Origin of the sequence: Caballeronia sp. Lep1P3 (assembly GCF_022879595.1) — a bacterium.
Lineage (GTDB): Bacteria > Pseudomonadota > Gammaproteobacteria > Burkholderiales > Burkholderiaceae > Caballeronia.
Genome location: NZ_CP084265.1, coordinates 2400334 through 2420632, shown reverse-complemented (window position 1 = coordinate 2420632; position 20299 = coordinate 2400334). Strand labels below are relative to the sequence as shown.

At 60.0% G+C, this 20299-nt stretch carries 17 protein-coding genes; 6 read left to right on the top strand and 11 right to left on the bottom strand.

Annotation, left to right across the window (positions count from 1 at the left end; translation table 11 throughout):
• Positions 1–23 precede the first annotated feature (23 nt).
• The 5 genes from LDZ27_RS11370 to LDZ27_RS11350 form a co-directional block, all read right to left on the bottom strand.
• Positions 24–341 (bottom strand): ImmA/IrrE family metallo-endopeptidase, encoded by a 318-nt coding sequence (locus LDZ27_RS11370; RefSeq protein WP_244814178.1) that lies wholly within the window; start codon positions 339–341, stop codon positions 24–26.
• A complete protein-coding gene (locus tag LDZ27_RS11365) occupies positions 316–741 on the bottom strand; it encodes a hypothetical protein (RefSeq protein ID WP_244814177.1) in 426 nt (141 codons plus the stop codon). Before LDZ27_RS11365 ends, LDZ27_RS11370 begins: the two co-directional genes overlap by 26 nt.
• Positions 742–1348: 607 nt before the next feature.
• A complete protein-coding gene (locus LDZ27_RS11360) occupies positions 1349–2413 on the bottom strand; it encodes a hypothetical protein (protein ID WP_244814176.1) in 1065 nt (354 codons plus the stop codon).
• Between the two features lie 304 nt (positions 2414–2717).
• Complete coding sequence (locus LDZ27_RS11355) at positions 2718–3047, bottom strand: single-stranded DNA-binding protein (RefSeq protein ID WP_029972175.1); 330 nt, start codon at positions 3045–3047, stop codon at positions 2718–2720.
• A 58-nt stretch (positions 3048–3105) separates the two neighbouring features.
• Entirely contained in the window at positions 3106–4383 is a 1278-nt protein-coding gene (locus tag LDZ27_RS11350) for a hypothetical protein (protein WP_244814175.1), read from the bottom strand.
• An 889-nt stretch (positions 4384–5272) separates the two neighbouring features.
• Here LDZ27_RS11350 and LDZ27_RS11345 point away from each other — a divergent pair.
• From LDZ27_RS11345 to LDZ27_RS11335, 3 genes are all read left to right on the top strand, one after another.
• Positions 5273–5923: a hypothetical protein gene (locus tag LDZ27_RS11345; protein WP_244814174.1), complete on the top strand. Its 651-nt coding sequence runs from the start codon at positions 5273–5275 to the stop codon at positions 5921–5923.
• A gap of 293 nt (positions 5924–6216) precedes the next feature.
• The gene (locus LDZ27_RS11340) at positions 6217–8808 is read left to right on the top strand and encodes a hypothetical protein (protein WP_244814173.1); all 2592 of its coding nucleotides are present in this window, start codon (positions 6217–6219) and stop codon (positions 8806–8808) included.
• A gap of 1 nt (position 8809) precedes the next feature.
• Positions 8810–10618, top strand: a complete 1809-nt coding sequence (locus LDZ27_RS11335) for a hypothetical protein (protein WP_244814172.1) — start codon at positions 8810–8812, stop codon at positions 10616–10618.
• A gap of 531 nt (positions 10619–11149) precedes the next feature.
• Here LDZ27_RS11335 and LDZ27_RS11330 read toward each other — a convergent pair.
• Both LDZ27_RS11330 and LDZ27_RS11325 read right to left on the bottom strand, forming a co-directional pair.
• Positions 11150–11443 carry a restriction endonuclease gene (locus LDZ27_RS11330; RefSeq protein ID WP_244816129.1) on the bottom strand — a complete coding sequence of 98 codons (294 nt, stop codon included), beginning with the start codon at positions 11441–11443 and terminating at the stop codon, positions 11150–11152.
• A gap of 111 nt (positions 11444–11554) precedes the next feature.
• Positions 11555–11908 (bottom strand): hypothetical protein, encoded by a 354-nt coding sequence (locus LDZ27_RS11325; RefSeq protein ID WP_244814171.1) that lies wholly within the window; start codon positions 11906–11908, stop codon positions 11555–11557.
• A gap of 401 nt (positions 11909–12309) precedes the next feature.
• On the opposite strand from LDZ27_RS11325, the gene LDZ27_RS11320 reads away from it, so the two are divergent.
• Genes LDZ27_RS11320 through repC form a run of 3 tightly spaced genes read left to right on the top strand, consistent with a single transcriptional unit; the run spans position 12310 to position 14383 of the window.
• The gene (locus LDZ27_RS11320) at positions 12310–12501 is read left to right on the top strand and encodes a hypothetical protein (protein ID WP_244814170.1); all 192 of its coding nucleotides are present in this window, start codon (positions 12310–12312) and stop codon (positions 12499–12501) included.
• Positions 12498–13424 (top strand): helicase RepA family protein, encoded by a 927-nt coding sequence (locus LDZ27_RS11315; protein WP_244814169.1) that lies wholly within the window; start codon positions 12498–12500, stop codon positions 13422–13424. Before LDZ27_RS11320 ends, LDZ27_RS11315 begins: the two co-directional genes overlap by 4 nt.
• Positions 13421–14383, top strand: a complete 963-nt coding sequence (gene repC / locus LDZ27_RS11310; RefSeq protein ID WP_244814168.1) for a replication protein C, IncQ-type — start codon at positions 13421–13423, stop codon at positions 14381–14383. The genes LDZ27_RS11315 and repC overlap by 4 nt, the downstream gene beginning before the upstream one ends.
• A 2184-nt stretch (positions 14384–16567) precedes the next feature.
• Here the strand turns inward: repC and LDZ27_RS11300 are convergent.
• From LDZ27_RS11300 to LDZ27_RS11285, 4 genes are all read right to left on the bottom strand, one after another.
• Positions 16568–17239: a hypothetical protein gene (locus LDZ27_RS11300; RefSeq protein WP_244814167.1), complete on the bottom strand. Its 672-nt coding sequence runs from the start codon at positions 17237–17239 to the stop codon at positions 16568–16570.
• Positions 17240–17757: 518 nt separating this feature from the next.
• Positions 17758–18168, bottom strand: a complete 411-nt coding sequence (locus tag LDZ27_RS11295; protein ID WP_244814166.1) for a hypothetical protein — start codon at positions 18166–18168, stop codon at positions 17758–17760.
• 24 nt (positions 18169–18192) lie between these two features.
• Positions 18193–19407, bottom strand: coding sequence for a hypothetical protein (locus tag LDZ27_RS11290; protein ID WP_244814165.1), 1215 nt, complete (start codon positions 19405–19407; stop codon positions 18193–18195).
• A gap of 113 nt (positions 19408–19520) precedes the next feature.
• Positions 19521–20186, bottom strand: a complete 666-nt coding sequence (locus tag LDZ27_RS11285; RefSeq protein ID WP_244814164.1) for a hypothetical protein — start codon at positions 20184–20186, stop codon at positions 19521–19523.
• Between the last annotated feature and the right edge of the window lie 113 nt (positions 20187–20299).

Genomic DNA, 20299 nt, shown 5'->3' with positions numbered 1-20299 from the left:
ACGTGTTGTTAGGCCGCACGCCATCAGTAGTTAACCAAGTCGAGTTCGTGGATGCGAATCGCCATGGCGGTCGGCGACATGCCGAACTCCTCAGCGAGCGACTTGAAGTGGTTGCCAAGACCAAACTTCCGCGCGTTTGCCACTGCACGCGGGAACTCGAGCGAGCCGGTTTTCGACCGTAGAAGGTCCTGAGCGCCGTTACCTGCGATAGCGAACGCAACGCGGTCGTCGAGATGAAGAATTTCGCAGCCAAATCGTTCTTGGAACGCCCGTCTAACCAACTTTTCTGGAGCGAGGAAGCACGCGGCAAAGTGATTAGGCGTAGGCGTCACCGCTGTCAAGACCTCTGTTTGCGCGGTACGTGACTTCGAGCCATTCGGGGCTGGCGTCAGCGAAGCGAAGCTTTTCGTACCGTAGCTCTCGTACGACAAGCTGCTCCCAAAGGGACCATTCGATGTCAAGGAGATAGACGTCGAAGCTCGCATCGGCGAAGTTTGGATTCAGGCTTCGCTCAAACTGCCCTCTTGAGATTCCGAACAGGCGCGCACATTGCGTGTTTTCTCGGTAGTCGGACCGGGCATCAACTGCTTCCAGCTTGCAATACATCACGCCCTCAGGGATTTCGTATTGCTCGCGAACCCGGCGCGGTGTATCCGCTCGCGGTCCGCGCTCGGCCATCGGCTCGACAGGTTCGGCTTCAGGCGCCGTGGCTTTGATTTGCTTGGATGGACGTACGTTCATAATCGGTCGATGTTGCAATCGCGGCTGTTTGCGCTCAGCCGTGCATGAAGGCGAGATTCTGTCGGCGACGAACAATGCGACCTATGCTTTTTGCATGTGTCGCTGGCAGATGGTCGTCCGCGATATAGGCTGCTTTTACGGAAATAACTGCTTGGCCTTATCGTCTCGGGTTAACGGTCAGAGTCTGCCAAACTTTATGAGATGGTCCCCTTGTCAAAAATTTGACTCTTGCCCGCGCGTGTCCTTTGTTGATTCCATTTCTCTGCGGCGTAATTGGATAATCGACGTCACTAACGACGTCGGAGTTGCGGCTCGAGACGCGGGGATACCTGACGCCGGCTTCGTGCGCTTGCGCCGGGCTATAGACCGGGTTGCCTGCGCGCAGACCGTTTTGGAAACAATGAGGGAGGGAAGCGTGGGCGCGAGCGACGAGGAAACGGCGCTGCGGGTGCGGATGCGGGAAGCTGTGGATTTGCTGGCAAAGGAGTGGCCGGAGCGGTATCCGGACGGGGCGGCCTACAAGGGGCAGCAACTAAAACATGCCAGAGAAGCGGGTAAAAAACACAGGAGCCGCGCCATGCGGCTCCCCGCGGCTCCGCCAGGTCAATCAGTCACCCGCTTTTGATGTCGCCAGAGCGTGTTTCAGCATCGCTCGGGGAGTCGGATAGGCGCCGTACGCCACGCTGATTGCCACGTCATATTCGCTCCTCGAAATCGGCAACCCGTCTTGCCGGTTGACCTGCGCCGCCAGGGTGTCCCAGAAGTGCGGGCTGAGCGACAGCAGGCGTGCTCCGCGTTGCAGACCGGTATTCCGGTCGACGATTCGCACAGCGAGGCCGAGACGAGCGCCCGGGTGCCATTCCGCCGGCATACCTCGCGATTCCGCCGGATACAGGCCGGCGTGAAACGGTGCGTCCATCCAGTCGAGTTTGCCAAACTTCGCGAGGATGAAAATTGTGTCACGATGCTTCGCGATGGAGAACCGGGCTTCTCCTCGCCGGATATCGCAGATTTCCTCGTCCGACGGCGAGGAAAAGTAGACAGTGAGCGTTGGACCGCCGCCATTCTGACAGTCGAAGACACAGCCATCGGACGCCGGAACGGATGGGCGCTCGGCCATCGGCTGTCCGCTGGTCGCCGTCGCGTGAAGGTCGTTCGCGGGAGGGGATTGCGCCTGGGTCTGGACAATGTGAGTAGCTAGCGTCCACGCAATGCTGCGTTCAAACTCACCTGCCGCGGCGACGACACCGATGTGACGGAGGGCGGCAAGTTCGAGACGGACTGCAATCCACGGTGATTTGGGCGGACGCGCACTATTCGCGGACGCAAGAAGCAACTCCGAGTTCAGTCTCTGCCAGAGAAGAGCGCCTTGGGGAGGCGCGAGTGATATGCCGAATGTGACGACCGGCACAAGTGCGCCACCGTCGCGGGCGAGGAGGCATGTACGGTACGCACCATCTTCCTTGCAAATCGTCATGAAGGCGTTTGGCGCGACTAGAGGAACAGCGACCGGCTCGCCGCTCGCGAGGGCCGTGGCAATCAATGGAGCGAAGTACGCGCGCACTTCAGTCGAGACGGAGTCCGAGTGTGCGGCGCCGGTGTGACCTGTAGCGAGGGTCACATGCGTTAAATGGTCGAAATTGAAGTGCTTCTCGGCGGCTTGGGTATACACGGTAATGTCCTTGATTCAATGTAATCACATGTCCCGCGGTCGCCGTGCGACATCGCACCTGTGTTCGTCCGGCTTGCGTCATGTGTCCGGCGTATAGCGACCCTACGTTTATATTTGGCGCAGCCGCCGTTTTAGATTGAGTTGAGGGCGCTTTAGAGGGGGCAAGTCGCAAACCCGGCGATAGCGATGGACCCGGCCCCTGGCCGGGGAGCCTGTGCACAGCTAAGCTGGCGCGCTGCTTGACCGGACGACTATCGAAGATAAAAGCCACCCTCGCGAGGGTGGCTGCAATCAAATCCGTGGCCTACGCTTCTTGCGCTGCTTCGGCCGTAGCCACCGGCGCGGCCGTGGGTTTGGCAATCTTCGCTGCCTCGAACGCGATGACCAACAACGTTCCTGTGGGCTTACCTTCTCGTGAGACGTAAAAGTCTGCCTTTAGCTTGCCGGTTACCTTGACGAAGTCACCTTTCGCCAAGCCCGGGTCTACGTCCTTCATTACGCGCACCGTGAACCACGTCGGGTCCGTGTCGGTGCCGCGTTGACTTTCGCACATCCGGAACTCGAAATATCCTTTCCCTGTCGACTTGGTTTCCTTCCGAGCCGGCGCCGTCGCCACATTTCCAAATGCTTGCATGTCTATGTCCTTCGCAATCGATTGTCGATGGATGTCCCATCGCCCCGTATAGAGAGCGCTACAAAGTCGCCTCGGTAGTTGCATTGCGCAGCGGGGAAGCAGGGCGTGGCCACGGTCCGAGAGCCTCTGGCCGCCGATACGGCAGGTAGTTTTCTCCGAGCCAGCCGCTCAAAGGCTGTTTGTTTTTGGCATCCAGTCTGACTTTCGGGAGCCATGTAGGCAAAAGCTGAATGATGACTTGACCGACGCAGCGCTCGACGATACCGATGCGCCCATCCGGCAGACGCTGCTCTATTTCAGCCCATACCTCAAACATGCCTTCATTGATTTCACGAAACGTGCGGTCAGTCAGCGCGTGCGGCCTTTTCGACGCGCTTTCTTGCGCGCGCAGGATGGCCAAACCCCGCTTGAGAATGCGTTCAGTTTTTGCATGTACGACAACGCGGCGTAAGACTTCGCCCGTGGCAATCGTGCCGCCGACGCAATGCGTCAACGCGGCGAGCGACGCCTCCCGGTCCGCTCCACGTTTGCTGCGGTCAATCTCGTACCATGTGACGCCGTCGGGCTCGTAGCAAAGCACATCGGGTCGCAGGATGCGCTTCCTGTTGCGAGCAAGGACCGACACGAAGCCCTGTTTTACGGAGGCGCCCGACGCACGGTCGCGATTCAGATGCTGAAGCGCTTCCGATTCCGTATGCGCAGTCAAGCCTCGTACCTCGCAGGCGACGGTGATGAAATGCATCCAAAGCGAGTGCTCCGGATTTGACATGTCGGCGAGTCGCCGCACCGACGCGGCGGCGTCGATGCCGTGGTCATAGAGCCATTGTGCGCCGGCCTCGGTCAAGCCGTACACATGTTGGAAGCGGTCTGTGCGGTAACGAAGCAGCAGCTTCGCTTTTGTCATTGCGCGCATGGCGCGCTGTGCAGCCGTCAACGCAGCCTTAAACGGACGCTCTGGAAAGCACGCGATTGCGACGTCAATCGTCCGAATCACGCGGAAGCGATTCGCCAACGATAGCGCGCGAAGGCGAATGGCGAGGCGGAGTTGGTTCGGCGGAATGACAGCGACGAGGCCGCGGTCGATTTTGCGTGGCACGCGTATGCTCGCGGTGTCGTGCGTGGATACCTCCGCGCGTGTCTCGGTGTTGCCAAGATGTGCGGCGATGGATGCGGGCACCGATGCCCCGGTGTCGCTGGAATGAGTCGCGTGCGATACCGGCGGCGGTATCGCTGTACTGCCGGCGATAGAATCCGTGGTTGCTGTCGGCGATGCCGCAGAGATGCCGACGGCAGTATCGTCGGTCGTGATGTTTGGTGTCGCGGTGGATTGGCGCATTGATGTTGCTCCGGGAAGTTTGCGTTCTCGAGGCCACCGGCCCATCGCTCGTTTCGTCGCGCACATGGTGGTGGTCCTTCCTATAGAGACGCTTCGCTACCTCCCTCCATAAAGCTGCCCACCATGTGCGCCGGCTCATGTTGGTCGAATCAAAGATTCGTCGCCCGGCCGGGCGAGGGCAGGGGTCAACTGTCTCTTCCCCTCGACCAGCCTTGCGCGCTTGGGGCGCGCAGCACCGATGTATCCGTCGCGACGTCCGTCAAAGCGACTGTTCTCTCCGACCGGCTGCGCCGGTGCGAACCCCGCCGCCGCCCATACCGTTTTTGCGATGCCCGACGTCCTTCATGGTCGGCGACACCAACTCTTCTCTCAGCATGCCGTGCGTTCCCGGCTGCCCCGCGCTGCGCAATCAACAGACTCATCGACGCAGCGCGGGGACCCCGCGCCAATACATTGCTGCGCGCTGTCGCGCTTGCACGTGCCCACAATGTCGGCACGCGCTGGGCCGGCGGCGGGGTTCGCACCGCCTTGCCGGTCCCGGTCGCGAGCAGCTCTTCTCCCATAACCGTGCACACAATGCCGCTGTGTCCCGCATACGCGCCATCTCCGCCATCGATGCCCGCGGCTGCACGCCGCGCCGTCCGTCCGCTCGTCCACCGAAGAGCGCATGTCCGGTGCCGTCGGGCCGGGCGTCTTATAGTTGACGCACTGACCGATGCTAAGGGTTCCCTCGTCGCGTATCCCGGTGTCGCGCGTTTCCAAACGCGGTGTTATCCATCGTGCACGACTGCTATGCGCGCAGGATACGTTTTAGGCGCACTCCGTGTTACCAATCGCTTTGTCGCGGGTCTCTATACCGTGCATCCCTTACTCTCGTGGAGACACGAAAATGCACGCAAAGAAACGCGACAACCGCTTCTCCCTGTACCGCTCGCAATATGTCCGCAAGGGCGCTGACGGCAATGAATACGGTTACAGCACGCAGGAGTTTGTGGGCAGTCTGCCCGCCAACGCCCTCGAAATTCCTCGGGACTTGGCTGCCAAGCTTTCGCCAGAGGAAACTACGTATGTTGAAAACAAGGTCGTGTTTCCGGCCCGGAAGGCTGCGGAGGAATCGCGTCGGTTGGCGGAGGAGGAGCGCCGCGCGCGAGAAGAGCGCGAACGTGACCCGCGTTGGCGCCTTGAAGAGGCGCTGCGATTGCTCACAGACGCAGGCAGACAGGTCTCCGAGACCGGCTGCGACATCTATGCTTCAACGATTCATGAACTCGACGCTGCGCTCGAGAAGTTGGCCATAGCAGGGAAGGTTCGGCGTGACCCGCTCGACGTGGTTGTCGCTGCGGTGGCGTCAGCGATTACTGCGGTGAAAGCCGGACACTACGGAAGCGCGCCTGTCGACAATGTCCGCGACACGCCTGTTTATAAGCGTTGGCAGCGTGTCCGCGACGTTGTCGATTCAGGTAACGACAGCCTGCTCAAGGCGCTTCAGGGAAAAGGGTGGGCGAGAGTACGTGGATATATGCCCGATGCGCGCGGTTGACTTTGCGGTGCAACGCAGGTCATCCCGACGCGATGCACACTTGCTGCATCTTTGACGTTCTTCCCGGAGACTGCCAGTTTTCGCATTGTTAGAAGGCCTGCAACGTGTTGTCGGTATCCAAACCCTTCCTTGCCAATTGAATTTGTCGGTGGCGGTACCGAAATTTAAGGGGTAAATCGACTAGAGCCTAATGACTCAGAGGCAGCGGGAAGAGATGACACCTTGATTGCCGAAGTCTAAAATCACGGCGGCGCGATAAAAAGGCCGCATCGAAGCGGCCATCGGGGAAGAGCATGCAGACGAGACTACAGGCCATCATCGACGAGGCGCGGCCGCGCCGCGCGATGTTCACGACGTTTACCTTCAGCGCCAACTGGTTTGAGTCCTTCTGCCTGCCCTTGCTTAGGGTCTCTGGCTGCCATAAGGTCGACCTCCTCGTCGACTCTCGTGAAGCATGCAAGTCCACGGACGAGACGTCGAGTCTCTATGCCGGGACTTACTATCGCGTCATCCCAGTCCGACAGGCATCGGGCGGATTCTTCCACCCGAAGATTGCCTACCTTGAGCGCGGCTCCGGCGATGACGTCATTGTGGTCGGTAGCGGGAACCTGACGACGCGCGGACAGAATTCCAACCTCGAAGTGCTCGACTCCGTGAATGCGCTTGAGCACCCGCTGGTGTTCGAAGCCTTCGCGGCGTTCGCTGAACTGTTTGCGCAGACTCCGGGACTGTCCGCCAAGGCGTCCGCGAGCCTAATGTACTACGCGCGCCGTGGGCGCGAGGTCGCAGCCGCCGCACCTGCTGCCGCCCGCCAGAGCCTAACCGCCTGGCTCATCCACACCCTTAACGGGCCCGCGGGCAACCAGTTTGCGGAACTGGTTCTTGAACACCTTCCTACCGCGACCACATTGACGGCATACGGACCGTACCTTGACCCGAAGGGCGAGGCCGTATGCCAACTGGCCGGATTGTGCGGTGTGCCGGAAATTTCGCTGGGTGCGCAGCTCGTGAGCAACGAGTACGTGATTCGGGTCGCCCCCCATCATAGCCTCCCCGCGGGGACGCGCTTCGTGGTGCCGGCGCTATTGGACCCCAAGGCGCTGAGCCGATTTCCCCATGCAAAAGTGTTCGAGGTGCGTTCGCCCTCCGGATGCATGGTGATGACGGGTTCGGTCAATGCCACGCTCCAGAGTCTTTTTGGTCTTGAGAACGTCGAACTTTCGCTCGTGCGCAAGCTTGAGAAGCCGCCATTCGACTGGAAGGCGCTGGAAGGCGACGACCTCGCGAACACGAAGTTCGAGGCGTGCGTCTTCAAGTCGCCTGAACTTGGCCACGCCGCGGCTGCGCTCGACGCCCAGTGGCAGTCCGACGGCACCATCACGGGCACGGTTTCACCTTGTCCGGATGAGCGGCTGGCCACCTTCGAAGTGTGGCGTGAGGACGAGCTGGAATGTGGGCCTATCGAAGCTGTGCTCATTGAAGAAGATGGTTCGTTTGTCACGCCTGCCCAGACGCTCGCCGATGAAGAGGGAGCGCGGCGTCTGCGTCTTCAGGCAGGCGACTTCACCGTGACCGGGTGGCTGAACGTAGAGGTTGAGCTCGACGCCAATCCGCAGGAAAAGGCGCTGTCCCGTGCCGTCAGGCGCATACGCCAGGGAGGCCGGCCCGACGACCGGGACCTGCTGCCCATCCTGAACTGGATGACGGCCGTTCTGCACCGCAAGCCGGAGCCTAAGACGACGCTCGGCGACGAGACAAAATCTGGGCCGAAGAAGGGCGAAGCAGCCAAGGTGCCGCCCTCCGGACAGAAGCGCATCGAGCCGCGCGCCGCAAACGAGTGGAGTGCCCAGGACCAGCCGGAGCTTGGCGTGCCTCCCATCACCGCGGAACAGGCCATGGCAGCCGCGTTCAGAAAGCTGACGGCACGCATCCTGTCGAATTCGGCGCTCGCAGGCGGCCCTCGTAGCAAGCTTGTCATTGTCGATTCGCAGAAAAAGGAAAGCGGCAAGGACAGACCGGGAGAACCGGAAGAGCAGAAGGCATGGGATGCCATGCTTGAAAAGCTCCCCAAGACACTCGAAAAAGATGCTACCGCGCCCATCGTATCGGCGGTGGTGGCGCAAGCCGCCGCCGAAGTTTTGGAAGACTACGTCGATATCATGGCGGCCGGTGGAGCATCTGAACCTGACCAGAGCGCCGAAGGGTCGGTCTATGTCGCGACGGACCCGTATGGGCTTCGAGAGTGGCTGGAGCAGTACACCCGTTATGCTTACGACGATGGCAACCGGGAGCGATTGCTCTCGGTTTTCTGCACGTTCGCATGTTGTGCCTTGGACATCTCCCCGAGGCTCGCGACCGGCGCGCTCAAGGAGATGATGCAGTCATTCGCGAATCGAGAGTTGACCCTCGAGGACTGGCATACGGCTATCGCGAATACGACCCGTAAGGACGACCCGTTCGAGTTTGTTCCGGCGCAGGCACGTGAGCGACTGCGCGCGCATGCTGCACAAATCGTCGCGAGCCTCACGGTGCAGGAAGAGCTGGAGCAGATGGTCGGTTCCGTTTTCGGGGTTGCCCCGGCAGTCTCGCCGCCCAATCCGCGCTATCAGCGCATTCTTGAGCGCCTGCGGACCCTGAGGGCCAGTCCGCCAGAGGATGACGAACCGTCCTTCGGCCTCATTTCACAGAAGCTTCCGCTGACGAGGAAACCCGGCTGCCCTAACTGCAGGGTCTCGATAGGGGCAATTGGAGAAGTGAGAGCGCTCGAGACGCACCAGGTGACGATTCACTCGGCATGCGGGAAGCCGGTCTTTGCGGGAATCCGTCACGCGAAGCTTCAAGGATTCAACGTGTCGCGTGACCTGTACATCGACTGGAGCAAGTGACATGCACGCCAGCCCTGTCTTTACGACCCGCGCCAAGACGGCGACCATCATCGACCCGCTCGGCCTGCAGAGCGCCAACATGGCCCTCTACCGGACGATGTTTTTTGGCATCAATAACGTTGCAGATTCCATCCGGGTGTACTCGGCCCTGTGCTGGATGGTCCGGTTGGCACGCGAGCGTGCCCTTGCAATGCCCGAGGAGCAGACCGAGAAACGACGGGAGCTCGCCGTGGGCGCTCTGGAGAAGATTGACCTGCTTCTGGTGTGGTGCAACCGTTCGAAACGAAGCGGCCTGCCGGGCACTGACCGGGAATGGCCCGAAGGTGACGAGCCGGTCACGTTGCGGCTCAAGGATATCCTTAGCAAGGCGCAGGCGGAAAAAAAGAAGGCAACAGGGGAAGTCAACACGGCGCGCGGCGCCTACCTGATGACTGCACCCCAGTACAGGCCGAGCATCGTCACCGGCCTGGGATTCCTTGCGTACGCCACCGACATCAAGGGCTTCTACAGACTGACCGATGCCGGTCACAGCCTCGCCGACGCCTTTGCTGAGCATCTGGAACACGAGATTTCCAAGAGTGACGACCCGGAAAGCACGCGGCAACTGGTAAGGTGGCTCGAGGACCCGGAAGCGCTTGATATTGCGCCGTCTCGCGTGCCCGAACTGTATCCTCTGCTGCATCTTGATATGCCGCATCCGAAGGAGCAGGAAGCATTTCTCGGGCAGTATTTCCCGTCGCCCGATGCCAAGCCAAAAGAACTCACGGCGGAATGGACGGGGCGTCACCAGGGCATCGCACTTGCGTTGCGAGCCATCATCGCTGCGGAGAATGATGCTGGCGCCCCCAAGGGTTTCGTTCCCGAGGCCATGTTGCGACATGCCATGGGCAGCGGGCTCGCTCCTGATGGCACCAAGGTCGATATCGACGAGATTGAGCTGGCACGCGGCGTATGGGCAAGCCTCCAGGTCCGGCAGTATCTCAAGCTTGCTCTCGAGACGCTCCTGCGTCTGACCGAATTCACGACCCGGGGCCTTATGGGTTCGGGAGCGCATCGAATCCAGCAGGTGGCTGATGCCGTTGCTGCCCTGGCGTCTGACGGGGCACGTGTGCAGGAACCACTGGACGCCTGGCTTGAGCGATGGAACGGTCTGCAGGGCAGCGCCGACACGTTGTACGAAGCCGGGGCCGTCGAGGGCGCGGCTCCGGACCTCATGAGCCTCCCAGCACTCTTCGACAAGCTGCGGGCTACCTCGAAGCAGAAGATGGACAAAGCAGGCAAAGCCGCTTATCAGGCGCTCGTCGCGCTGACCTATTGCGCGGTCGAGGCGCGCAATTGGGAGGGCAACAAAACCTATCGGCTGGCCGACGGCCGAGACCGCCTTGCACCGCAGCGGCTCGCCCAGCTGGCGACCAGATACGGCGCTCGACCCGCGCAGGAGTTCCTGTCCATGATAGCCCGGGATTTCGTCGTCAATCTGCACTTCAAGGTGGCCCGCGAGCGGGCTGAAGCGGAGCCGACCAATCCCCGGGAGCGATACATTCTCGTTCCAGGCGAGGAGGGCCTTGAACTCAACTTCGAACGCCAGACGACGTTCAAGCCGCCCATTCTGACGGACCGACTGCGCTGCGCGATGCTGCTTCTGACGCAGGCAGGCCTGCTCGAAAAGGACGAAAAGAAGCGTGATGTGCTCGCGTTCAAGGTGACACCGGAGGGCCGCCGGCGCGCGGCCGAGTTCCTCGCATCCAGTGTCGACGAGTCGGCTTTCCCGCCGCCGACCAGCCCTCCGGAGCTCCCGGCGGTAGCGTGATAGGCTAGGAAGGACTCTGCCTTTCCAAGATACCCCATGGCACGCAAGCGAACCAGCTGGACCGTCAGGGCGGCCGCCTTACCGGGTGCGAATCTCACACCGATGGCAGCGCGTCAGCAGGCGCAAGCTGCGTTCAAGGCTAGTCACAACAGTGTGGCGCCTTCCGTCAATGTGCGCGACACCGACGCAAACTGCCGCCAGCGCTGCATCGATGAGGCCTGCGATTGAGGACAGGACAGTCCGTCCACGGTCTTGCAGAGGGAGATGTTTGGGTAGGCGAAGAAGGTATCGGCACGAATATAAATCGTCTCTCTATTTTCTTGTGAACGCAGCGCACGGGTGGTAACCGCCGAGTAGGCGGCTTAGAAAATACGCAGTCTGGTGTCGACCGTCGCCCCTTTCATTGGTCAACCGGACGTCTCCGTGCAGTCGCTGCATTCCGTTAGCCGCCGTGCAGGCGGATTGAAAGTAGTAACGAAAGAGAGCCCGCCTGTTGGCGGGCTCTCTTTTCCAATCGTTTGTTCCGGTCCGTTACTCCTCGCCAAAGTAATCGAGGTCTATCTTCTTCATGACGTACTGTGTCGTGGCCGAGACGCCTACGTTGAAGTCAATCAGGCCGGTGAGTTCTTCGCCGTCGATGAGCACGACCTTTTGCTGAAGGTGCTTGACGAACTGTCTGGCGTCGTCGGTGAAGCGTGAGGTGGTGAGCATGACGCCTTTGCCCGCACCCTTGCCGACAAGGCTGCCCACGAACGCTTGGACCTGCGGGCGTCCAACCGGATTCTGCCAGCGCTTCGCCCGCAGGTGAATGATATCCAACCCCAGCCGGTCTTTCTTGATGATGCCGTCGATGCCTTCATCGCCGCTCTGACCGACCGCTCTGCCAGCATCGGCCCGCGAGGCTCGGGGCGGCAGGCCACCTTACGACGCGCGTCCTCAGGCTGCTGCTGTTTTGGGTTTGCGCTTGAAAGCAAACTTTGACATCTCGACCATCTGTAACAGCTCATCCCGGCTCTTGTCCAGCTTGCGCTTGTGCCTATTCACCTCACGATTCGCGCTTTTTGTTGTCGTCTTGTCGCCGCTTGCTTCGGCCGCCCTTAGAGCCTCTGCCGCCACGAAGAAGTCCGCGCTTGCGGCCATCAGTGCGTGCAGAGGCGTACTGATGTGACTGAGGTACGCAGCCGCCTTCACGGAGTCCGCGTTGTCCTTCTGCAGCCTCTTCATCAGTTTCTCCAGCTCTGCCATGGCGTCCCTCTCGGCCGGCGATTTCGAGGTCAATTTTGTTGCCACGTGCGCTCCATTGAATGTTCGTCGAGTATGTCTTAGCGGCATTCGCCCATAAACCTTTAGGCTGACGCGGACGTGTTGCCTCCATCGCAGAAGAGGCGTCGCCGACAACAAAGGAAGGCCGCTGTGCGCACGGGCGCGAATGCTGCCCACGGCGGCGCGTTGCAACCGCAACAGAGACAGAAGAACTGCTTGCGCAATCAGACGCGCGCATCGAAACGACGCGAGTGGTTTCGGGCGCGGCGCTCGACGTCAGATTGAGCGACGCCGCACAGTTTCTGTTCGTGCGAAATATAAACCCGCCACTCTACACGCCCCGTTACGTCGCCTCACGGCACGTAACGGCACGTGTCGGCGCTGAACGCCCTCCCGTGTCCCAGAAAACCGTTTCTTTGGGACCAACCATGAAACTCCTCGACCTCGATGAGCTGGCCGCGCTTCTCAGGCGCAGCCCCGAAACCATCAAGAAGGACCTCCGCCGTAACCCAATCGCGGTGCCGCCGCGGTTGCACATACCGGGCACGCGGCTGCTGCGCTGGCGCGAGTGCGACGTTGAAGCGTGGCTTGCCGAACATGTCGCGGGAGGTGCGCGATGATGAAGCTTGAAGAATTGCGGCTCGATATCCGCCTGACTCTCACCACACCTCCGCCTACACTCGACCATGTCTTGCCGGGATTGCTGGCCGGTTCGGTCGGTGTCGTCGCGGCGCCCGGGGGGACGGGCAAAAGCATGCTTCTGACACAAATTGCGTTGGCGATTGCCGCGGGCCAGCCGGTGCTGGGCGGCGCGATGACAAATTGCCCGGCATCGACGCCAGCCAAAGTCGTGACCTTTCTCGCGGAGGAGACGAGACCCGTGATGCACCACCGTCTTCACGGGGCAGCACAGCAGTTGTTTGCCGGTTTGCAGACGAATGACCGTGAAAGCCGGCTGGCCATCGTCAATCGCCTCACTGACAATCTCTTCATGTACCCGTTGGGCGGAGAGGGACGGCTGTTGTGTATTGGCGCTGACGCAATCGATGGCGCGGGATACAAGCAGATACTCGACCAGTGCCGGGATGCCCGGCTGATTATCGCCGACCCATTGCGACGTTTCCATGATGGCGATGAGAATGACAGCGGTCATATGACGGCGGTTGTCGACGCATTCCAGCGCATTGCCAAAAAGACCGGCGCCGCAGTGCTGCTTGCTCATCATACCAACCGCAGCTCGACGTTAAGCGGTACCGGCGACCAGGCGACAGCGTCTCGTGGCTCTTCCGCGCTGACCGATGGCGTGCGGTGGCAGGCAAATCTGTCGGGACTCTCGGAGTCGTTTGCCGAAAAGCTGGGGATTGCGCAGGATGAGCGCCGGTACTTTGTTCGATTCGATTTCTCGAAGTCGAACTATATGGAACCGCTAGAGCCAGTCGTTCTGCGCAAGGTCCGCGAGACAGGGGCGCTCATGCCGTGGGTCGGTGCGCGGCCGAAGGCTCCCGCGGTGCGGCGGCCCAAAGAATCCCGGGTGGCGCGATGACTGGACCTGGGACCTTCGTTGAAGTTCGCCTGGTTCGATATGACACGGCGCTTGCAACCGCTGGCGTGTTCTGCTCCCTGCCGAACGGCCCACGGCCGAAGCTCGATGTCACGTATGAGTTTGCCGGTCTCACGTGGCGTTGGCGCGGTCCAGATAGGCTTGGCATTCCCGAACAGACCTTACTGCTGGTATTGCTCGAACTAGCTCAAGAACAGATTGGCGCGGAGGGGCAAGACGCTTGCATTGCGGCGATGGAGGACATGCTTTACGCTAACGAGGAAGCACGGAGGCCTCCTGTTGTGAGTCTCCATGTGAGCTTTGCGGAGTTGTGCCGCAAGCTTGGACGGGGAGCGAGCGGCGGTAGTGCATCCCGTCAGATTCGGCGCGAGCTTGAACGCCTATGCGAGGTGACGGTCTGGATGTCTGCCGAGAAAGACAGGCAGATTTCGTCGCGATTGCTAGCCTGGCGCCGCAGTGACAACGCAGGCGTTGATGTCGTGTTGAACTGGCGGCTCGCCGAAGTACTGTTTGGCGGCCAGTTTTCGCCCGTCTCCCTAGGGCAGCGTCTCTCACTCACGACGGACTGCGCACGGGCATTGCATTGTAGCCTCTCGGTTCGTATGCGGCCTGGGGGTACCATGCAATTCAAGCTGGATACGCTCGCCGCGTACGTTTGGTCAGGAGATGCCGTGGCCGATGCCACCGTACGCAGGCGCCGGCAGGAAATTCGCGACGCATTGCAGCAACTCGGGGGCGTCAAGGGTTGGACCATCAAGCCGGTGTGCGCGGTGCCTGGCACCGTACGAATCGTGCGATGGTCAACAGACTGGCAGCCGACGAAACGCGTCAAACGAGCTAAAGCCGCATCAGACAAGGGGAGGAAGGCCGCCGTACGCCTAGAGAGCTCCGGCGACCATAGCCCGAATATCGGCGTCGACATATCTGCCTTGTGCGTGTGAGGAATGTCCGTGCTTGTCTGGGCCGGTAGCCCTGAACGACGAACGACACCAGCAGTCCTTTTGAGCTTCCTTTTAAACCCGTCGCGCGTTCACGTAATGACGCGGCATTTGGTGAACGAGCCGGGCATGTCGTGAACGGAGTGGTATCGGCGGAGCCTCGTATCACAAGGAGTTGCCGGGTTTTTGACAAGGTCACTCTATTCTTTCTTAAGAAAGAATAAGGTCTTATGCGAAGGGGAAGATTGGCGCGACCCTCAGTCGACGCCAGTCTTTCTATGCGGTGCGTTGCACCGCCCTAGGCACCGGACGCCTTCGGCGTCGAAGAACTTTCTCGTAATGGGAAGAACTCCTCGGAAACGGCCTCAGGCCGATGCCGTAGTCGACCCGATATGTCGGACCGGCGCTTCATGTTGACCAGGTCACGCTGTCCATTGCAGTGACGGCGGTATTTTTCAAGATGCAGCCGAATGCCCCGGGAGTTGTACGATGCCCGAAGGTAACGCCGTCCAGGTCGCGAATCAGTCATGGAGATGCTCCAACAAAACAGCGGCGGCCGTTTTCGCGGGGCCTCCCGTGACCACTGTCCGCTTGGCTGGCCTCGACCAATGGTTGCGTACCTGCAGCGAGTTCGCGAGGGCTCACAGGCGCTCGTATGGTGCGCGTGTCCAATGACTGGCGTCGGCATCCGCTCTACAGTTACTGCCGTCCGACTGGTGAACGGACGAAGACCACGAACATCACATAGGCATACTTTCTGCAAATGCGTTGTTAGTGCCGGGACGTTGATGCGGTGACGTACCTGCAGCGTCCGCAATAAGGTCCAGCAGTCGTTGTAGGCGCGCTCGTTGCGTATGCATCAAACTCGGTGTCGCGCGCACCTGCATGACCCTGACTCGCCAGTAGGTCTGACCGACAGTGAATGGGCGCCCTCTGATGATAAGACATGCTCGAGGTGAGCGATTGCGGCGTCAACGTTCTGAGCTGTGGACGGACTTTGGACCGCCCTTGTTCCTTATGGGTTGGTTGTCATCTGGTTTCTCTCAGGTTCTTTGGTGCTTTTTTCCGAAACGCTACATGCGACCGTCGGTGCGTCGCGCGGTCGTCAACTTTTTCCGACGACGGCAAGCCAGCTTGCGCACTTTTGGCTCGTGGCAGGAATCAGGGAGCGAAATGGCGCTGCCTGCGCGTCCATGGCCAGGTCCGCCTGTATGTCGTTGCGGAAAAGCTCACCGAGTGCTGATGGCTTATTGTCTCCGCGCATTGAGACATCTGGCGTCTCTATCGAATCCGATGATTCCGACGATAGGCAAATTGCGAACGGCGAAATGCGGCAAAGCGGCGTTCGGTCGTCCTATGCGACATTCGCCCGTGATAGGTGCGTCGCCACGCGTACCGTTGTCGCCTGTCCTACTTGTTCGGAATGACGCAAACCGTCCAGACTAGCCATATAACCATCCTGTCCCGGACTTTTGTAGCTCGAGCTTTGGGGCGGTGACGTGCTTGCGGCGTCCGCAAGAAGGCCAAGCAGTCGTTGCAACCGCGTCCGCTGCCCGTGCATCAGCCCGCGGGTTGCGCATACTTGCATGACTCGGGCTCGCCAGTAGGTCTGGCCGAACAATGAGTGGGAGCCTTCTAACGACAGTATGCGTTCGAGATGCGCGATAGCGGCGTCAACGTTCTGAGCCGTATGCGGGCTCTGGACGCCGCTCCTCTCTTTGATATTGCTGTTCATCTGTTCTCTCAGGTTCTTGTGTGCCCTGTAAAACAGGCATTAAGGTAGCAACGGTGGCGCGTCCTAACCCGTCCGCATGGATGTCGTCGCCCAAGCATTCGCCGACTTTCGATGACGTATTGTCGTTGTGCATCGGGACATTTGGCGTCTCTATCGAATCGGCTGGTTCGCCCCATAAGCAAATCGGAGATTGACGCACAACACAGCGAGACGTCGTGCCGTCGCGCCGTCCTGATTCGATACTTGCCTGCGATAAGCGCGCGCTGGCACGAAGGTCTGCGATGGCCTCTGCAATGGCGCGCAGGCAACTAGGGAGCGAGGCGGCGTCGCCACGATTCCGCTCGAAGGGCGCAAGCCCCTCTCCTGCTTCCGCTGAACGGCAAGAGTCGACTTTCTGCGGCAAGCAACCATTGCATCTATGCTGGTGAACGTGGCCGCCCGTAAAGGGAATTTCATTGATAGTGGCGAATCAACTTTTCGCCCAGCAACTCGGCATCAGCGAACAGGACCATCTCCACCATCTGATTTGTGATGCCCCGGCCGACGTTTTTTGCAACGTCTATCAAAAGCCTGTTGTAATCCGCATAGCAGCTTGAGGGCGCCACGCGTTGAAACGCGCGTGTCTTGCAAAGTGTCCTGACCAGCGCACTCGCGCCCTTCACCTGCGTGTTCTGGCTGGGCAATGGCGGGAATATGACGGGGTCGGGCGTGTTCGCCAGGACTTGGATGGCTGTCAGCGATACCGACGTGCGAGAGTCAAAAATCGCGAACCTGCCCGGGTCGCGAATGGTGAGCGCCTTTGACCAGGACGCAATTCCCTGGACTCCGCGCGCAAAAATATTTTCCTCGCTCCCGGTAGCGTAAAGGCGGATGTTCTCAGCGCTGTTCCGCCGGATACCGCCCCAAACAGAGATATACCAGTCGCATAACGCTATGCGCGCGTCGCGCGAGCCGAGTTGCCACGCCAAATGAAGTGCTTTTTTCAGCGCCAGGTTCTTTTCAAACCATGAGCCCGCAGGCAACCGGATATCGAAAGGCAGCGCCCCTTCAGTGAATGACCAGGTATATTGCTCCGGCAACTTTTCGATTCGATTCCTGACGTATTGCAGCACGGATTCGTACATGATTTCCACGGTAGCAGATAAGGTTCGCAGTCTGGGCGCTGGATGTTTCTGTCGTCCCGACGCCGTGGACTTTTCAACGAAAGTATCGGCGAAGCTAATGAAATTCTTTAACTGCTTCGTTGCAGCTACATCTGAATCGTCCGTCACGATTGGGACGTTTCGCGTCCCAACGAGCGTATGCCGGCGACGCGCAACTGTGGCAAGACAAGGATGCAGGGCAGAACGCTGACTAGAATCGAGGAGCCGCGGTTGGCTCCTCGGCCGCGCGAGCCTATAATCAGAGGGACATTCTGCTGCCGGACAAGTCGGTAACTCGAATCAGAGATGCATGGCAATCCGTCCGCGTATGCCCGACGTTCCGACGTTCGGCTGCCCTCCATAATTGCCTCGGTGCTCTTTTTTCGTTCGCAACTACCCTGATTTGGATGGCGGCGGGGCATTCAGCGTCCGGGCGAAGAACTCTTTTCAGAGTACGTTTGGCGCGGCGAACAGAGAGCCGCTAGGGTGGGACCGACGGCTCAGAAGTCTTCGGCCCACTTTTCCCAGAAGCCTGGTTCATCGTGATGTGCGTTCTTCATTGCCAGTTGAAGCGACACGACCCAGAACATCACATCCTTGAACCGCATCGAGCCGTCGGAGTGTTCGAGTAACTCTTGGAGAGAGTGATACGTCGGGTCTTCCGTGTCATACGGCACGTCAACGTAAATCTGGCCGGCGTACGAACGCATAACATTCTCGTTTGCGACGTCGCCGCACATGAGCCATATCACGTGATGAGCGTCGAGCCACTCGATAATCCGTTTTCGGCTATCGAGCTGTTCATAGTGTGTTCGGCTCTCCCGCTTTTCAGCCGGTGGAAACGACAGGTAAAGGACATCGCGTTGCTTCTCGCGGGCAATCGCGTCGATGTGCTTGATAAGCATCGGCATTCTCGGTCTCCCATGGTTTAACTTTCAGCTTTCGAAGCTTGCAAACCTCGGGCGGAGGGTGTTCACAAGTGCATTTGCAGTCCGCAACAGCCAAGCCATCTGTGCCTCGTCGTGCTGCACGGATTCTTCCGGCGGCTTGAAGTCGACGACCATCGTTCCTGCCTTCGGGTCAGCATCAGCGGCAATGTCGAACCGCACCGGCTCGCCGATTTCCTGCTCGAGCGCCGCTTGGTCGTCCAGCAGCGTCTGGAGTGCCTCTCGCCCTCGGGCTCCTTTGAAGGTGACTGAGAACCCGGCTGTCGTCGGCAGGGCGCGATAAGCAGTCAGGCCGACTACCGGTCCGGGCAAGGCAAGCTGAACCCAATTGTTGCCGCCATGCCGTGGTGGCGGCTGGTCAGGATGGTCGAACGTGGCTTGCGCGATGAACCTGTCCCAGAACGCGCGATTCTCGTTGCGGCTCGAGCTGGTCGAGTCCGCACGACCTCCAGCTTCGTCCGCGCGGACGGGTCCCAATTGCGGCAGGCGTTCGACGGCGCTTCCATCGCCCCGCACGAGGACTTCTCGTCTCACCAATTCCGTCTGAACCGACACTGCCGGAATGAGCAACGTGCGGCCGGCGTCATCCCGGAACGTGCGGATTTCGACAAAGGCAAGCCGCGACAGCAATCCGCCCTGGCTGGCTAGCAGGCGCCGCAGAGCGTGAAGGTCACTCCGGATGCCGTCGCCGGCGATGGCGAGGAGGAAGTCGCCACCCGTAAGAGATTGGTTCACCGCGTCGACGAATGGCGCTTCCTCTAGGTCCGGATGCACGGCTTTGGCCGCGGCAAAAATCGGATTCTCGCCAGTCAGCCCTCGCGACTTCTTGAGCTGTGCCTCGAGGTCGGAATAAGTCAGGCCGGCGAGGATGGTCGCATACTCGAACAGCTGAGCAACAACCTCCCGTCGCGCTTCCGGGTTGCGCCATAGCTTGCACTCGACCAGAACGAGCCTGCCGCTCGCCGAAACCCCGAGCAGGTCCAGAAAGACGTTCGACGCGCTGTAGCGCAGACGCAGTTCGCGACAAAGCGGCACGAAACTCTCGCCGTAGCCGAACATTTCCGTCATCGGCAGCAGTTGCGGCAACTCATAGAGTCGCTCCTGTAGCCAACGCTCGCTATGTCCTGTGGTCGCCGACAGCGAAACGCGCTCGAACGGTGCGAGGACGCCGCTCGCCTTCTCATCGAAAAGAAATGCAGTCATAGCTCTGTTCTGGTGGTGAAGACGTTACTGATACCGTGCAGTGAGCTTGCGATAAGTTGCGGCAGACTGCGTTGCGCAGCGACTTCGGCTCAGCGCTCAATCACTCAATAACTTCAGTCTTCGTCTGGGTCACCGAGAGACTCCCAACGACAGTAAATATCGACCAGCATGGGCGAGCCACCGTTCTCCTGTGTAAATTCGCGCAGGCGCTGTTGGGTCATCCGGTACCAGTCGTCGAACTGCTCCTCCGGTGGGAAGGCGAGCGTATCGTCCTGCAGCAGTCCGCCAATGCGATTCATCGTTGGTTTGCTAAGCGTGGTGTGCCCCCACTGCTCGATAGCATTCCGGAATTCCTGCGGGATTGGCTTGATGCGGAGCCATTTGATGAACAGGTTGACGAGCTTGTGCGATTGCCGACGCTTTAGTGGAAACTCGCGATGCGCCTGAGCCGCCCATGCTTCATGCAGGGAAGCCAGCATGTTCTTATGCCACTCATCGAAGGATTGTGGCGAAGTCACCATCCCGCTGAGCTTGCCGTCCCGTTTAAGGACGATGAGTTTTTTCAGCTCCGCCTCTGCCCAGGCGTTGTAAATCTCGTAGCCCGTGCGCGGGTAACCTTCTGGTCCGCTCTGGTTTCCCCTGAACGCGCCGGGTGTGGCACCCCACTTCGTATTCTCGTTGTTGACGATTCGAAATTGCTGGCGGCACGTGTCAATGGAGCTTTGATAGCCGCGAAGGACAAGGGAATGCTCCGTCGGATTGGTGTTGGGCGTACTCAAGGGGTCTGCCTCGCTCAATATCAATTGATGTGAATGCCTCGGCAAGCCGGGCGCTGCGCGTTAATAACGGCACACTTATCGGATTTCTGAAGGGCCGGGCGCTTTTTGCCCCA